The sequence below is a fragment of the Streptomyces sp. NPDC102274 genome, assembly GCF_044766385.1.
Taxonomy (GTDB): domain Bacteria; phylum Actinomycetota; class Actinomycetes; order Streptomycetales; family Streptomycetaceae; genus Streptomyces.
Genome location: NZ_JBIWLW010000027.1, coordinates 20,400 through 34,985, shown reverse-complemented (window position 1 = coordinate 34,985; position 14,586 = coordinate 20,400). Strand labels below are relative to the sequence as shown.

Here is a 14,586-nt window from a genome sequence, read left to right as displayed (position 1 = left end):
GGAGGGCGTGCGGCGACGCACCCCCAGAACCGGCGGGACGACGTATCTGGCCCTCGTCCTGGCCGCCGTGGGGGCCCTGCTCGCCGGGATCGGTGTCTGGCACGCCCGGGACGGCACGGCGGACGTGGACCGGGACGGGGCGAACGGACCATGTGTGCCGACCGCGTTACTGGAACCCCCGTGCGGCGCCTGGTGGGGCGCGTACATCCCCTACGCGCCCAACGGCTCGCTCAAGGACGCGGTGTACGGCTTCGAGAGGAAGATCGGGCGCAAGCTCGACCTCGTCCACAACTACCACGACATGTCCAACACCGAGCGGGACGGAGTGCTGCTCACCCCCGACGAACGCGAGCTGGGCCGGGACCGGTTGCTGATGCTGGCCTGGGAGTCCACCGTATGGACCGAGCCGCACCACGAGAACTGGACCGAGACCCAGCTCGGCTGGCGGGCGATCGCGGACGGGACGTTCGACGAGGAGATCATCGATCCGCAGGCCCGGCGCCTCGCGGCGTACGGCAAGCGCGTCTTCCTCTCCTTCGACCAGGAGACCGACTTCCGTACGCCGGACGCGGGCACGCCGGAGGAGTTCATCGCCGCCTACCGCCATCTCCACGACCGGTTCGAGAAGCTCGGCGTGGACAACGTGGTGTGGGTGTGGACGGTCTCCGGCTATCTGGGCAACGCCGCGCTGATGAAGTCCCTCTATCCGGGCGACGAGTACGTCGACTGGATCGGCATGGACCAGTACAACTACTTCCGCTGCCACGACTCGGAGAACTGGCTGGACTTCGAGCGCAGCCAGCGGCCCTCCTACGAGTGGCTGCGGGCGAACGTGTCCGATACGGAACCCGTCATGCTCGCCGAGTTCAGTACGGCACCCGACGCGGAGCGGCCCGACCGGCAGCGCGACTGGTACCGGGAGATCCCGGCGGTGGCGCCGACGCTGCCGGGGGTGCGGGCGCTGGTGCACTGGAACCGGCCGGTGTCCGGCGAGGGCTGCGATCTGACGGTCGACAAGGGTCCGGCGCTGGAGGGTTACCGCGAGGCGGGGCGCGCCCCGTACTTCCATCAGCCGCTTCCGGCCCGGTGACGGCGGTGGCGAGGGCGGTGGCGACGGCGTAGGCGGCACGCGGCGCGCAGGGCCGACGCGATCGCGGCCACCGCGCACACCCCCAGGGTCAGCGGCAGCGCCACCGCCGCGAAGTGCTTCTGTGCCGCCCAGCCCGCCACCGCGAGCACCCATACCGCACCCGACGTGACCCGCGCGTCCGTCCCCAGCGCCCACAGGGCGACGGCGGCCAGCCCCAGGCCGAGCAGTTGCAGAGCGACGGGCAGCGCCCGCAGGGCACCGTCCGCGTCGGGGACGCCGGCGTGGAGTCCGGCGTGGAGTCCGGCATGGAGTCGGGCGAGGAGTTCGGCGGCCGGCTCGTGCCAGGGCCCCGATGCCCGGTCGGGCCGTACGCCCAGCAGCACGGGCGCGCTGTGCAGCGCGGCGAAGGTGGCCAGCGGCCCGAGCGTGAGCAGCGCCGGGCCCGGCCGTACGAGGGAGACGGCGGCGCACTGGACGACGATCAGTACAATGCCCGCGACGAGGGTCAACGGGGGCAGTACGGCGAGCAGTTGGACGCCGGTCAGCTGGTCGCGGCCGAGGTCCCCGAGGCGGACGAGCGGCGGCCAGAACAGCCCGGCCGCCAGCCCGAGAAGCAGCCAGAGCACGGTGATGGTCCGGCTCTCGTCGACGGCGGAGGCGGTGAAGGCGGCGGAGGGGGCGGAGGCGGTGGATGCCGTGGTAGCCGGGGGTACGGGCAGCCCGCGGACCGGGGCGGCCATGGCCTCCGCACGGAGCCGCGCGGCCTCACGGGCCCAGCTGGTGCCGTACGTGTCGGTGTCCTTCGTACGCGGCGCCCGCTTGCCGCGCGTGCTCCGCAGGGCCGCGCGCAGCCCCGGCGCCGCGATCAGTGCCATCACCGTCATGGACAGCAGCACCGCCAGCCCCGCCCCGGAGATCCCCGCCGGACCGAGCAGGAACAGGGCGCTGCCGAGGACGAGCACGCACATGGCGCCCTGGAGCGCGGCGAGCATGCCCGTACGCCCCTGGACCCGCAGCACTCCGATGTACAGCTCCACGACCACCCGGGGGAGCGCGGCGGCGGCGAGCAGACGCAGGACCGTCGTGCCGTGCCGCGCGTAGTCCTCCCCGAACGGCGCGAGGACCTGCGGCGCGAAGACCACCAGCACCAGCACCACCGGCACGAGCAGCACGGTCATCCGGCGCAGCGCCCCGCGCACCCCCTCGGCGAGCCGGTCCGGGCTGTGCGAGGCGTGCGCGGTGAGCGAGGAGGCCATGTTGATGGCCATGAACTCCATCGTGCCGCCGACGGTGTAGGCGGTGTAGAAGAAGGCGTTGTGCGCGGCGTCGAAGCGGACCGCGACCAGTACCGGCAGCAGATTGATCATCGCCAGACTGAACAGCGCCCCGACCGAGTCCCCGGCGAGGAACCGCCCGATGTCGCGCGCCCGGGGCGGCTCACGGTCGTGATCGGCGGAGGCCTGGCGGGGGATGAGCCCGCGGAAGATCAGCCAGCCGAGCGGCACGACGGACAGGGCGATGGCCGCCGCCCAGGAGACGAAGACCCCGAGGACCGGCATGGCCGTGGCGAACGCGGCGAGCAGCAGCAGCTTGCCGAGAGAGAACGCGGCGTTGCCGACGGGCACCCAGAACGCCCTGCGCAGCCCGGTCAGCACCCCGTCCTGGAGAGTGAGCAGTGCCCAGGCGACACAGGCCGCGGTGAAGACGATTCCCGCCGTGACCCCGTCGAGCGGCGCGTAGGAGGGGCCCCACAGATCGAGCGTCGCCAGGAACATCACGCAGGCGGCGCAGACGACCAGCGAACTGACCGCGTACGCGCGCCACACCAACGCGCCGGTGGCGCGGCCCGCGCGCGGTACGTAACGCACCACGGCGCCGATCATGGTGGTGGCGGTGAGCGAGGCGAGCAGCCGCATCGCGGCGATGGCGGCCGAACCCTGGCCGACCGCCTCCTCGGTGTAGTAGCGCGCGGCGACCAGCCAGAAGCCGAGGCCCAGGGCGGCGGAGACGCCGGTGGAGAGCATCAGGGCATAGGCGTTGCGGAACATCGAGTCGCCGTCGGCCGAGCCGGGACCGGTGGTCCCCGGCCCGCGTAACCGGGCGGTGTCAGCCACCGCCCCCATGCCCTTCGCCGATCTCGTCCCGGCGCGCGGGTCCTGCCCGGCGCGCGGGTTCCGCCCGGCGCGCGGGCCGCGCGCCCAGTCCGTCGAGTACGGCGATCACCTGATCCGCCCGGCGCGGATCGGCGGGCAGGGCGTGCCGGGCGAACCAGGCGGCCGGTCCCGGCGCGGGCGACGGATCGGTGAAGACCTCGCCCGCGTAGTCGTCGAGCGGCGGATCGTAGAGATAGCCGGTGGTGACGCGGTGCCCGGCGAGCGCGGCGATCGCCGCGTCCCGGTCCTCCACCAGCAGCGGCACCCGGAAGAGCGGCTGCGCCCCGGCCCTGCCGCCCGGGTCGCCCCACGGACTGGCCAGCAGCTTCTCCGTCCCCCTCCGGTGTTCGGCGAGCCGCTGGTCGAGGCCGCCGAGCAGCCGCCGCGTACGGTGCAGCCGGGACCGGCCCGAGCGGAGTCGGTAGTCGTGCATGTCGACCCGGACCCAGGAGTGGAACCCGCCGAGCCCCGGCGCCGTCCCCAGCGCCCGCGTCAGCTCGCCCGGCCGCAACGGCATCCGGATCTCCGCGCGTTCCTCCTGCCCCAGCAGCCGCAGCGCGGCGCGCGCGGCCCGTACCAGGCGCAGCCCCCGGACCCCGGCCTCGGCGTACGGGCGCAGCGCGTAGGCGAGTTCGGCGGTGAGCCGGGAGGGTTCGAGCAGCGCGTCACGGGCCCTCGCCAGTTCCGTACGCAGCCCCGGATCCGCGAGCGCGAGGAAGCCGCCGCTCTTGGCCCCCACATGCTTGGAGAGGCTGAACACGGACGCGTCCCCGAAGCCGCCGACGGGCCGCCCCGCCACCTCGCTGCCGATGGCGTGCGCGGCGTCCTCGATGAGCGGGATCCCCAACGCGTCGCAGCGGGCGCGCAGTTCGGGCGCCGGGTCGGGGTTCCCGTACAGATTGGTGGTGAGTACGGCGGACAGCCCGTGCCAGGCGGACTCCGGGAGGCCCGCCGGGTCGATGGACCCGTCCCGGGCGCGCAACGGCGCCTGTACGGGGCGCAGCCCGGCGGCGAGCACCACGAAGAAGATGACGTCGTCGTTGACCGGAGACATCAGGACGCGCCCACCGGGCCGGCACCAGTGGCGCAGCGCCACATACAGCCCGAGCCGGCACGACGGCATATACAGACATTCCCTGCCGAGGCGGCGACGCATCAGCGTCTCCAACGCCGCGTACGCGGTGTGCTCCGCCGGGCAGCCCTCCCCACGAGCCATCGCGTCTCCCCACGCTCCCCCTGCCCGGCTCAATGTGGCCCCATAACGGACGAGCCGTCAATAAGGCCCCCGAAGCGGGGAACGGGGGCGCCGAAGCGGGGAGCGCCGAAGGGGGAGCACCGAGGCCGGGGCCCGTCACTCCTCCAGCGTCAGACCCTTTCTGAGCCTCTTGAGGGTGCGGGAGAGCAGCCGGGACACATGCATCTGCGAGATATTGAGCTCCTCGCCGATCTCCGACTGCGTCATATTGGCGACGAAGCGCAGGGAGAGGATCTTCCGGTCCCGCGACGGCAGGCTCGCGATCAGCGGCTTCAGGGACTCGACGTACTCGATGCCTTCGAGTCCGTGGTCCTCGTAGCCGATCCGGTCCGCGAGCGCGCCCTCGGTGTCGTCGTCCTCGGGCTGGGCGTCCAGCGAGCTGGCGGTGTACGCGTTGCTGGCCGCCATGCCCTCGACGACCTCCTCGTTGGTGATGCCGAGGCAGTGGGCGAGTTCACCGACGGTGGGCGCCCGGTCGAGCCGCTGGGCCAGTTCGTCGCCCGCCTTGGCGAGGTCGAGGCGGAGTTCCTGGAGCCTGCGCGGTACGCGTACCGACCACGACGTGTCGCGGAAGAAGCGCTTGATCTCGCCGACGATGGTCGGCATCGCGAAGGTGGGGAACTCGACGCCGCGGCTCAGCTCGAAGCGGTCGATCGCCTTGATCAGGCCGATCGTGCCGACCTGCACGATGTCCTCCATCGGCTCGCTGCGGGAGCGGAACCGGGCGGCCGCGAACTTCACCAGCGCGAGATTGAGCTCGACGAGGGTGTTGCGGACGTACGCGTGCTCGTGCGTGCCCTCTTCAAGGGCTTCCAGCCGGGCGAAGAGCGTCTTCGACAGGGCTCGGGCATCCACCGCGCCCACCTCGTCGAAGGGCGGGATCTCGGGCAGGTCCTCAAGGCCCTCGGCCGGGCTCTCGAAGTCGGCCGGCGGTGTGATGTCGGTCTCGGAAAGTGCGGGCGGAGCTGCCGACGGCGCATGCGGGGCACGCGGATCGTCGAGCCGGGGTGACATGGGTCTCCTCCATACGTTCTCGGCATATGGCTGCCGATGCCAATACGCGCTGCTGGGTGTGCGGCGCCTCCAAAGCCGGCCGTGGTCGGATGTGTCCCTACAAGCCCTACCCGCTAGGCACGGACAGTTGCAAGTGTTAATTGTTTCATATGTCCTTATTGCGGGGGACTTTGGGTACCGGTCGGCGTACGAAAGGCGTAATGTTCGACGGGCGTCATCGGGATGTGATGACGATGAGATGACACCATCTGACGACGGCGCACGACACGGCGAAGAGGGACGGGCATGGACCGCCAGACGGTCGGCAGCACGAACTGGGGCCGGCTTCGGGTCGAAGTTCGGACCGAGGGCCGGAGCGAAGTAGTGACAGCGACCGGTGAGTTGGATCACCACACGGCCGACCTGTTGCGGACACCTCTGGACGAAGCGCTCGAACAGGGCCGGTCACGTCTGGTGATCGACTGTTCGCAACTGGAATTCTGCGACTCCACCGGACTCAATGTCCTGCTGGGCGCCCGCCTGAAGGCGGATGCCGCCGGCGGTGGGGTCCATCTCGCGGCGATGCTCCCCGTCGTCGCGCGGGTCTTCGAGATCACCGGCGCGGACGCGGTCTTCACCGTCCATGACTCCCTCGAAGAGGCCCTGGCCGACTGAGCCGGCCGCTACTCTGCACCCCGGGTTCCGACCCCGGTTCCACGCCCCTGCCCCGTCGTGTTGCCCGCGTCACGATTTCCGGATCGGCGAAGCGGGTGTTGTCACGATTCGGAGGGGCAGAAGACCCCCGGCGGAACGAGCAGGACCCCGCACGCTCTGTACACAAGAACTGGCTAATTGGTGAATCGGTGAGGTGAAGCGCTGATGAGCACCACCCGGCAGCCTCCGCCGGGCGATCTCGGCCCCGAGCCGGACGGCGCGGGTACCGCTGCCGCGACGTCCGAAGCGCGGGTGCGGTCGCTCGCCCTGGCCGGCGCCATCGGTGTCGTACCGCTCGCGCGCGACTTCACCCGCCAGGCGCTCTACGACTGGGGCTGGCTCCCCGCCTCGACCGCCGACCGGCGGGCGGCGGCGGAGGACGTGCTGCTGGTCGTCTCCGAGCTGGTCACCAACGCGTGTCTGCACGCCGAGGGCCCCGAGGGGCTGCGGGTCGCGCACACCGCCAAGGTGCTGCGTCTTGAGGTCACGGACCGCGGCACGGGCCAGCCGGCCCCCCGTACCCCGCACCGCGCGGGACGCCCCGGCGGCCATGGCATGTTCATCGTCCAGCGGCTCTGCCTCGACTGGGGCGTCGTACGGACGCCCGGCGCGGCCGGCAAGACGGTCTGGGCGGAGCTGTCCGCCCCGTCGTGACGCGCGTAGCCCACGGAGCCGGTGAATCCGAAGCCAGTGCCCCTCCCAGCAACGTTTGCCCGGCCAGGAGCGGCGTCCATTGCCGCTCGCGGCACAGGGGCGGCGTCCATTGCCGCTCGCGGCACTAGTGAATGTCGCCCATCAGCGCCTGGACCTTCCTTCGGTACATGAAGACCGCGAAGCCGGCGAGCGACGCCAGCAGCGCTTCCACGGCCACCACGCCCGTCCTGCCCAGATCGACCCCGCCGATGGAGAGCAGACCGGTCACCGAGTCGCCCGCGGTGACCGCCAGGAACCAGACCCCCATCATCTGGCTCGCGTACTTCGCCGGCGCCATCTTCGTCGTCACCGACAGACCCACCGGGGAGACGCACAGCTCGCCCACGGTCTGGATCAGATAGATGCCCACCAGCCACACCGGGCTGACCAGCGTGCCGTCCGCCGCCATCGCCAGCGGGATCAGGAAGAAGAAGAACGAGACGCCGACGAAGAGCAGCCCGGCGGCGAACTTCACGACCGTGCTCGGCTCCTGCCCCCGGCGGCTCAGCCAGAGCCAGAACCAGGCGAAGACCGGCGCGAGCGCCATGATGAACACGGGGTTCAGCGACTGGTACCAGGAGGACGGGAAGCCCACCCCGAACAGTTCGCCGGCCGCCTTCGTCGTACCGAACGCCTGGATCGTGGAGCCGCCCTGGTCGTAGATCATCCAGAACACGGCCGCGGCCACGAAGAACCAGATGTACCCCGACATCCTGGTCTGCTCGGCCGCCGACAGCTCCTTGTCGCGCTTGATCCGGATCAGCACGGCGGCGGGGATCGCGATGCCCGCGAGCGTCAGCGGGACCATCGCCCAGTTGAGGGTGAAGTTGCCGCTGAGACCGACCGCGCCGTAGAAGACGGCGGCGATCAGCAGCCACGTCATGCCCTTGCGCAGCCAGGTGACGCGCTCCTCGCGGGAGAGTGGCGTCGGGACGCGGCTGCTCTCCGGGCTCAGATGCTCCGTACCGAGCAGGAACATGATCAGGCCGATGCCCATGCCGACGGCGGCGAGGGCGAAGCCGAGATGCCAGCTGTAGGTCTCGCCGACGGTGCCGATGATCAGCGGGGCGAAGAAGGCACCGATGTTGATGCCCAGGTAGAAGATGGTGAACCCGCCGTCACGGCGCGGGTCGTTGGGGCCGTCGTAGAGATGGCCGACCATCGTGGAGATATTGGCCTTCAGTAGACCCGAGCCGAGCGCCACCAGTGCCAGACCGGCGAAGAAGCTTCCCTTGCCCGGCAGGGCCAGGGTGAGATGGCCCAGCATGATCGTGCAGGCCGCGATCGTGACGGTCCTGCGCGGGCCCCAGAGCCTGTCCCCCAGCCAGCCGCCGGGCATCGCCAGCAGATAGACCATCGACAGATAGATGGAGTAGATGGCCGTGGCGGTGGCCAGATCCATCCCGAGACCGCCGCCCTGAAGCCCCTTCGATCCATCGGGACCACCGGAGAGCAGATAAATGGTGAGCAGGGCCCTCATGCCGTAGAAGCTGAAGCGCTCCCACATCTCGGTCATGAAGAGCGTGGCCAGTCCGCGAGGGTGGCCGAAGAAGGTCTTCTCGGGTCCGGAGGGGGCGCTGGGCGAGTCCTTCGTCAGGCTGGACGCCATGGGTCGATCCTTGCTCGCTCGGGACGCGGCGCTTGGTCAGCGGTGACGCGCCCGGTGTGGGGGGGCGGGCCGGAGCGGTACATGCCGTCCCCGGCGCGGAGACGCGGAGAGGGGACCTTTGGCACCCGGCAGGCCAAAAGTCTCCTAGTGGTAGTACAGGCGTCTCGACACCATACGACACGACAGGGTCGTATATGGACGGAATGAAGAGATGGATCACAGGTTCCCATGGAGTCAAATTCTTACATTCGAAGGTAGATCATCTGATCACACGCGAATCCGAAGGCGTCGTCGAGCGGGACCCAAGCGCGGCCCCGTGCGGTCTACCATCACCCCATGACCCGTGTACTGCTCGCCGAGGACGACGCTTCCATCTCGGAGCCGCTGGCCCGTGCCCTGCGTCGGGAGGGTTACGAGGTCGAGGTCCGCGAAGACGGTCCGACCGCGCTGGACGCCGGACTCCAGGGCGGTGTCGACCTGGTCGTACTCGACCTGGGCCTGCCCGGGATGGACGGCCTCGAAGTCGCCCGCCGGCTGCGCGCCGAAGGCCATGCCGTGCCGATCCTGGTGCTGACCGCCCGCGCCGACGAGGTGGACACCGTGGTCGGCCTGGACGCCGGCGCCGATGACTATGTGACCAAGCCCTTCCGGCTCGCGGAGCTGCTGGCGCGAGTACGGGCGCTGCTCCGGCGCGGCGCCTCGGACCCCGTGCCCGCCCCCGCCACCCATGGCGTACGGATCGATGTCGAGTCGCACCGGGCCTGGATGGGCGACGAGGAACTCCAGCTCACCGCCAAGGAGTTCGACCTGCTGCGGGTCCTCGTCCGGGACGCGGGCCGGGTCGTCACCCGCGACCAGCTGATGCGCGAGGTCTGGGACACCACCTGGTGGTCGTCGACCAAGACCCTCGACATGCACATCTCCTGGCTGCGCAAGAAGCTCGGTGACGACGCCGCCAACCCGCGCTATATCGCCACCGTGCGGGGCGTCGGCTTCCGGTTCGAGAAGAGCTAGGGCACCTTGCGCCGTCGTCTGATCAACTCCACGCTCGCCGTGGTGCTCGTCGTCATCGCCGTCTTCGGGGTCTCGCTCGTCATCGTCGAGACCCGGACGATCAGCAGCAGCGCCCAGGAGAGCGTGGACTCCGAGGCGGTGCGGCTGGTGAGCATCGTCGACAGTCACCTCCTCGGCGGTGACAACATCACCGCCAAGATGCTGGCCGAACAGATCGACCGGACGCGGTACGCCCGGATCGAGATCCCGGGCCGGCCCGTCGTCCAGATCGGCGAGCGGCCGACCGGCAGCGTCATCCGGGCCAAGGAGAAGGGCGAGGAGGGCGAGACCGTCATCGTCGAGCAGGACCGCTCCTCGGTGACCCGTGAGGTCGGCCGCACCCTGCTGATCATCGGCGCGGTGGCGCTGCTCGCGGTCATCGCCGCCGTCCTGCTCGCCGTACGCCAGGCCAACAAACTGGCCTCCCCGCTCACCGATCTCGCGGAGACCGCGGAGCGCCTCGGCTCCGGCGACCCGCGCCCCCGGCACAAGCGGTACGCGGTGCCGGAGCTGGACCGGGTCGCCGATGTCCTCGACTCCAGCGCCGAGCGCATCGCCCGGATGCTCACCGCCGAGCGGCGGCTCGCCGCGGACGCCTCGCATCAGCTCCGTACGCCGCTGACCGCCCTGTCGATGCGGCTGGAGGAGATCTCCGCCACCGATGACCTGGACACGGTCAAGGAGGAGGCGATGGTCGCGCTGGCGCAGGTCGAGCGGCTGACCGACGTGGTGGAGCGGCTGCTCACCAACGCGCGCGACCCGCGCACCGGCTCCGCCGTCGCCTTCGATCTCGACGAGGTCGTCAAACAGCAGATCGAGGAATGGCGCCCGGCCTATCGCAGTGCCGGGCGTGCCATCGTCTGCTCGGGCCGGCAGGGGATGCGGGCCGTCGGCACCCCCGGCGCGGTCGCCCAGGTGCTGGCCGCGCTGATCGAGAACTCACTCATGCACGGTGGCGGCACGGTCGCCCTGCGCACCCGCGTCACCGGCAACCAGGCCGTCATCGAGGTGACCGACGAGGGCCCCGGCGTCCCGGCGGACCTCGGGGCGCGGATCTTCGAGCGCACCATCAGCGGCCGCAACTCCACCGGGATCGGCCTCGCCGTGGCCCGTGACCTGGCCGAGGCGGACGGCGGCCGGCTGGAGCTGCTCCAGCAGCAGCCGCCGGTCTTCGCGCTCTTCCTCAGCCGGGAGGCCGGTACCCGCAAGGCGCCGAAGCACCCGGAGCCCCCGGTCCGCTGAGCGCGGGCACGGCTTCGCCGGGCTGGTCTTTCAGGAGTACGGCCTCAGGAGCACGGCCTTTCAGCCGACGCGGTCGGACCGGGGCCGGTCCCGCTCCAGGAACGATTCCTCCGGCAGTTCCAGGGCCCCCGCGGCGGGCCGGGCGCGGAACACCCAGGTGCGGTACGACCAGAAGCGGAAGAGCGTCGCGATCCCGATGCCGAGGAACTTGAACACGTTGCTCTGGAGCGGGCTGTCCCAGCCGAAGCCGTACGTCGCCGCGTAGAGCACGCCGTTCTCGATGACCAGGCCGACCACACTGAACACCAGGAAAAGCGTCAGCTCCTTCGTGCGGCGGCTCTTGTCCCGGTCCCGGTAGGTGAAGTAGCGGAAGCCCACGTAGTTGAAGGCGATCGCGACGACGGTGGCCAGGATGCTGGCGCGCACCACCGGGAGCGTGGTGGTGTGCCGTACGAGATTGAAGACCAGCAGGTTGACCAGCAGCCCCGCGCCGCCCACCGCGCCGAACTTGACCACCTCGCGGACGAGCCGGTCCAGTCGCACGCGGAGTGCGCCCCGTTCGCTCATATGCCTGTTCAGCCCCGTCCGGTCGATGTCAGTTCCGAACCATGCTAACCAGCGGTCCTTTCGGCCGCCTGGGCGACCGTACGTCACGCTCGGTCACGATGGGTGGCGCCCATACGGGGGACGCCCGTACGGGGCGTGGGCGCGGCAGCGCGCGGGAGCCGGGCCCGCCGGGCGGCGGATACCCTGGGGGCGTGACATTCCCGGTAGTCGGCATGGTCGGCGGCGGTCAGCTCGCCCGTATGACCCACGAGGCGGGTATCCCCCTCGGCCTCAGATTCAAGCTCCTCAGTGACACCCCGCAGGACTCGGCGGCCCAGGTGGTGAGCGAGGTCGTCGTCGGCGACTACCGCGACCTGGACACGCTGCGTGACTTCGCGCGCGGCTGCGATGTGATCACGTTCGATCACGAGCATGTACCGATCGAACATCTGCGTGCCCTGGAGGCGGACGGAATACCCGTCAGGCCGGGCCCGGACGCGCTGGTGCACGCGCAGGACAAGGGCGTGATGCGCGCCAGGCTGACCGAGCTGGGCGCGCCCTGCCCGCGCCACCGCATCGTCACCGGCCCGGCCGACGTGGCCGCCTTCGCGGCCGAGGTGGGCGGCTTCCCGGTCATCCTCAAGACGGTGCGCGGCGGCTACGACGGCAAGGGCGTCTGGCTCGTACGGTCCGAGGAGCAGGCCGAGCAGCCCTTCCGGGCCGGGGTCCCCGTGCTCGCCGAGGAGAAGGTCGACTTCGTACGGGAGCTCGCCGCGAACATCGTCCGCTCCCCACACGGCCAGGCCGTGGCGTACCCCGTGGTCGAGTCCCGGCAGGTCGACGGCGTCTGCGACACCGTCATCGCCCCCGCGCCCGGACTGCCGGACGAGCTGGCGGGCGAGGCCCAGCGGCTCGCCCTGCGGATAGCCGCCGAACTGGGGGTCGTGGGCCATCTCGCGGTGGAGCTCTTCGAGACCCGTTCCGACGACGGGACCCCCGGCATTCTCGTCAACGAGCTGGCGATGCGCCCGCACAACTCCGGGCACTGGACCCAGGACGGCGCGATCACCTCGCAGTTCGCCAACCATGTGCGCGCCGTACTCGATCTGCCGCTCGGCGACCCGCGCCCGCGTGCGCCCTGGACGGTCATGTGCAATGTGCTGGGCGGTGACTATCCGGACATGTACGCGGCCTATCTGCACTGCATGGCCCGGGACCCGCAGCTGAAGATCCATATGTATGGCAAGGACGTGAAACCCGGCCGCAAGGTGGGGCATGTCAACACCTACGGCGACGACCTGGACGACGTGCTGGAGCGCGCCCGCCATGCCGCCGGCTACCTCCGAGGAACGATCACCGAATGACATCCCACCCGTCACCCGGCCACCGCCCCTCGTCGGGCACTGACGCGCGCGCCACCCCCCTGGTCGGCGTCGTCATGGGCTCGGACTCCGACTGGCCCGTGATGGAGGCCGCCGCGAAGGCCCTCCACGAGTTCGAGATCCCGTACGAGGTGGATGTCCTCTCCGCGCACCGTATGCCGCGCGAGATGATCGCGTACGGCGAGGAGGCCGCCGGGCGCGGACTCAAGGCGCTCATCGCGGGCGCGGGCGGCGCGGCGCATCTGCCGGGCATGCTCGCCTCGGTGACCCCGCTGCCGGTGATCGGTGTCCCCGTACCGCTGAAGTACCTCGACGGCATGGACTCGCTGCTGTCCATCGTCCAGATGCCGGCCGGTGTGCCGGTCGCCGCGGTCTCGGTCGGCGGCGCCCGGAACGCGGGGCTGCTGGCCGCCCGTGTCCTCGCCGCCCACGACCCCGAACTCCAGTCCAGGATGCGGGAGTTCCAGCAGGAGCTGAACGACCAGGCGACGGCGAAGGGCAAGCGGCTGCGCGCGAAAGCCGAAGGCGCGGACCACTTCGGATTCGGAAAGTGACGGTCACGGCGATGGACTCCACGCCCTTCCTCGACGAGGCCCGTGCCCTGCTGGCCGAGTTCCCGGTGGTCGACGGACACAACGACCTGCCCTGGGCGCTGCGCGAGCATGTGCGCTACGACCTGGACCGGCTCGACATCGCGGACGACCTGTCGGGCAAGCTGCACACGGACATCCCCCGGCTGCGGCGTGGCGGTGTCGGAGGGCAGTTCTGGTCCGTGTACGTACGGTCCGACATGGCCGGTGACGACGCGGTCAGCGCGACGCTGGAACAGATCGACGTGGTCGGCCGGCTACTGGCCCGCTACCCGGGCGACCTGTCCCGCGCTCTGACGGCGGACGACATGGAGACGGCGCGGCGGCACGGCAGGATCGCCTCCCTGATGGGCGCCGAGGGCGGCCAATCCATCAACAACTCCCTCGCCACGCTGCGGGCCCTCCATACCCTGGGTGTCCGCTATATGACGCTCACCCATAACGACAATCTCGCGTGGGCGGACTCGGCGACGGACATGCCGGGCGTGGGCGGGCTCTCGGCCTTCGGCCGCGAGGTGGTCCGCGAGATGAACCGGACCGGCCTGCTGGTCGACCTCTCGCACGTGGCCGCCACGACGATGCGCGACGCGCTCGACGCGACCGGGGCGCCGGTGATCTTCTCGCACTCGTCGGCACGGGCGATCTGTGACCACCCGCGCAATATCCCGGACGACGTGCTGGAGATGCTGCCCGCGAACGGTGGCGTGGCGATGGCCACGTTCGTGCCGAAGTTCATCCTCCCCGCGGCGGTGGCCTGGACGCAGGCGGCGGACGAGAACATGCGAGCCCACGGTCTGCACCCTCTCGACACCACCGGGCCCGCGATGGAGATCCACCAGGCGTTCGAGGCGTCCCACCCCCGCCCGACCGCCACGGCGGCGACGGTCGCGGACCATCTGGACCATATGCGCGAGACCGCCGGCATCGATCACATCGGCATCGGCGGCGACTATGACGGCACGGCCTTCACCCCGGCCGGCCTGGACGATGTCGCGGGCTACCCGAACCTGATCGCGGAACTCCTCGCCCGTAAGTGGTCCACCGCGGACCTGGCGAAGCTGACCTGGCAGAACACCGTACGGGTGCTGCGCGCGGCGGAGGACGTGGCGCGGGGCCTGCGGGACGAACGGGGTCCGTCGCTGGCGACGATCGAGGAACTGGACGGCTGACGTCCGCGCCTTCCCACCGAGGCGCGGTCTTCCCGCCGGGGCGCGGTCTTCCCGCCGGGGCGCGCGAGGCTGCGCCCCGGTGGTCGGCCGAGCAGCA

At 70.8% G+C, this 14,586-nt stretch carries 13 protein-coding genes; 8 read left to right on the top strand and 5 right to left on the bottom strand.

The genetic code is table 11. The annotated features are described in order from the left end of the window. The first annotated feature begins 7 nt into the window (after positions 1-7). Complete coding sequence (locus tag ACIRQP_RS29685; RefSeq protein ID WP_403895081.1) at positions 8-1,090, top strand: glycoside hydrolase family 26 protein; 1,083 nt, start codon at positions 8-10, stop codon at positions 1,088-1,090. On the opposite strand, the gene ACIRQP_RS29680 is transcribed toward ACIRQP_RS29685, so the two are convergent. The 3 genes from ACIRQP_RS29680 to ACIRQP_RS29670 form a co-directional block, all read right to left on the bottom strand. Beyond that, positions 1,069-3,213 carry a lipopolysaccharide biosynthesis protein gene (locus tag ACIRQP_RS29680; RefSeq protein WP_403895078.1) on the bottom strand — a complete coding sequence of 715 codons (2,145 nt, stop codon included), beginning with the start codon at positions 3,211-3,213 and terminating at the stop codon, positions 1,069-1,071. The two genes, ACIRQP_RS29685 and ACIRQP_RS29680, sit on opposite strands and share 22 nt — an antisense overlap. Continuing rightward, on the bottom strand, positions 3,197-4,399 hold the full coding sequence (locus tag ACIRQP_RS29675) for a DegT/DnrJ/EryC1/StrS family aminotransferase (RefSeq protein WP_403895272.1): 1,203 nt from the start codon (positions 4,397-4,399) through the stop codon (positions 3,197-3,199). The genes ACIRQP_RS29680 and ACIRQP_RS29675 overlap by 17 nt, the downstream gene beginning before the upstream one ends. Positions 4,400-4,594: 195 nt before the next feature. After that, the gene (locus ACIRQP_RS29670) at positions 4,595-5,512 is read right to left on the bottom strand and encodes an RNA polymerase sigma factor SigF (RefSeq protein ID WP_403895075.1); all 918 of its coding nucleotides are present in this window, start codon (positions 5,510-5,512) and stop codon (positions 4,595-4,597) included. A 285-nt stretch (positions 5,513-5,797) separates the two neighbouring features. Here ACIRQP_RS29670 and ACIRQP_RS29665 point away from each other — a divergent pair, with 285 nt between their 5' ends. Together ACIRQP_RS29665 and ACIRQP_RS29660 are read left to right on the top strand one after the other, a co-directional pair. Continuing rightward, positions 5,798-6,166, top strand: coding sequence for an STAS domain-containing protein (locus ACIRQP_RS29665; protein WP_403895073.1), 369 nt, complete (start codon positions 5,798-5,800; stop codon positions 6,164-6,166). 204 nt (positions 6,167-6,370) lie between these two features. Further along, on the top strand, positions 6,371-6,859 hold the full coding sequence (locus tag ACIRQP_RS29660) for an ATP-binding protein (RefSeq protein WP_403895070.1): 489 nt from the start codon (positions 6,371-6,373) through the stop codon (positions 6,857-6,859). A 124-nt stretch (positions 6,860-6,983) separates the two neighbouring features. Here ACIRQP_RS29660 and ACIRQP_RS29655 read toward each other — a convergent pair whose 3' ends face one another. Then, a complete protein-coding gene (locus tag ACIRQP_RS29655) occupies positions 6,984-8,507 on the bottom strand; it encodes a peptide MFS transporter (RefSeq protein WP_403895067.1) in 1,524 nt (507 codons plus the stop codon). Between the two features lie 336 nt (positions 8,508-8,843). On the opposite strand from ACIRQP_RS29655, the gene ACIRQP_RS29650 reads away from it, so the two are divergent. After that, positions 8,844-9,521 carry a response regulator transcription factor gene (locus ACIRQP_RS29650; RefSeq protein WP_030351003.1) on the top strand — a complete coding sequence of 226 codons (678 nt, stop codon included), beginning with the start codon at positions 8,844-8,846 and terminating at the stop codon, positions 9,519-9,521. Between the two features lie 6 nt (positions 9,522-9,527). Then, the gene (locus ACIRQP_RS29645; RefSeq protein ID WP_403895064.1) at positions 9,528-10,802 is read left to right on the top strand and encodes an ATP-binding protein; all 1,275 of its coding nucleotides are present in this window, start codon (positions 9,528-9,530) and stop codon (positions 10,800-10,802) included. Between the two features lie 60 nt (positions 10,803-10,862). Here the strand turns inward: ACIRQP_RS29645 and ACIRQP_RS29640 are convergent, their stop codons facing one another. Further along, on the bottom strand, positions 10,863-11,369 hold the full coding sequence (locus ACIRQP_RS29640) for a GtrA family protein (protein WP_403895061.1): 507 nt from the start codon (positions 11,367-11,369) through the stop codon (positions 10,863-10,865). Positions 11,370-11,560: 191 nt separating this feature from the next. Between ACIRQP_RS29640 and ACIRQP_RS29635 the strand changes: the two genes are divergently transcribed. Genes ACIRQP_RS29635 through ACIRQP_RS29625 form a run of 3 tightly spaced genes read left to right on the top strand, consistent with a single transcriptional unit; the run spans position 11,561 to position 14,489 of the window. Next, a complete protein-coding gene (locus tag ACIRQP_RS29635) occupies positions 11,561-12,712 on the top strand; it encodes a 5-(carboxyamino)imidazole ribonucleotide synthase (RefSeq protein ID WP_403895059.1) in 1,152 nt (383 codons plus the stop codon). Next, on the top strand, positions 12,709-13,284 hold the full coding sequence (gene purE / locus ACIRQP_RS29630) for a 5-(carboxyamino)imidazole ribonucleotide mutase (RefSeq protein ID WP_403895057.1): 576 nt from the start codon (positions 12,709-12,711) through the stop codon (positions 13,282-13,284). Before ACIRQP_RS29635 ends, purE begins: the two co-directional genes overlap by 4 nt. Positions 13,285-13,295: 11 nt before the next feature. Beyond that, entirely contained in the window at positions 13,296-14,489 is a 1,194-nt protein-coding gene (locus tag ACIRQP_RS29625; RefSeq protein ID WP_403895054.1) for a dipeptidase, read from the top strand. Positions 14,490-14,586 lie beyond the last annotated feature (97 nt).

Bases quoted from the DNA above. Each gene is read 5' to 3' on its own strand.
- ACIRQP_RS29680 (WP_403895078.1), bottom strand. From the start codon at position 3,213: ATGGGGGCGGTGGCTGACACCGCCCGGTTACGCGGGCCGGGGACCACC.
- ACIRQP_RS29675 (WP_403895272.1), bottom strand. From the start codon at position 4,399: ATGCGTCGCCGCCTCGGCAGGGAATGTCTGTATATGCCGTCGTGCCGG.
- ACIRQP_RS29670 (WP_403895075.1), bottom strand. From the start codon at position 5,512: ATGTCACCCCGGCTCGACGATCCGCGTGCCCCGCATGCGCCGTCGGCA.
- ACIRQP_RS29665 (WP_403895073.1), top strand. From the start codon at position 5,798: ATGGACCGCCAGACGGTCGGCAGCACGAACTGGGGCCGGCTTCGGGTC.
- ACIRQP_RS29660 (WP_403895070.1), top strand. From the start codon at position 6,371: ATGAGCACCACCCGGCAGCCTCCGCCGGGCGATCTCGGCCCCGAGCCG.
- ACIRQP_RS29655 (WP_403895067.1), bottom strand. From the start codon at position 8,507: ATGGCGTCCAGCCTGACGAAGGACTCGCCCAGCGCCCCCTCCGGACCC.
- ACIRQP_RS29650 (WP_030351003.1), top strand. From the start codon at position 8,844: ATGACCCGTGTACTGCTCGCCGAGGACGACGCTTCCATCTCGGAGCCG.
- ACIRQP_RS29640 (WP_403895061.1), bottom strand. From the start codon at position 11,369: ATGAGCGAACGGGGCGCACTCCGCGTGCGACTGGACCGGCTCGTCCGC.
- purE (WP_403895057.1), top strand. From the start codon at position 12,709: ATGACATCCCACCCGTCACCCGGCCACCGCCCCTCGTCGGGCACTGAC.
- ACIRQP_RS29625 (WP_403895054.1), top strand. From the start codon at position 13,296: ATGGACTCCACGCCCTTCCTCGACGAGGCCCGTGCCCTGCTGGCCGAG.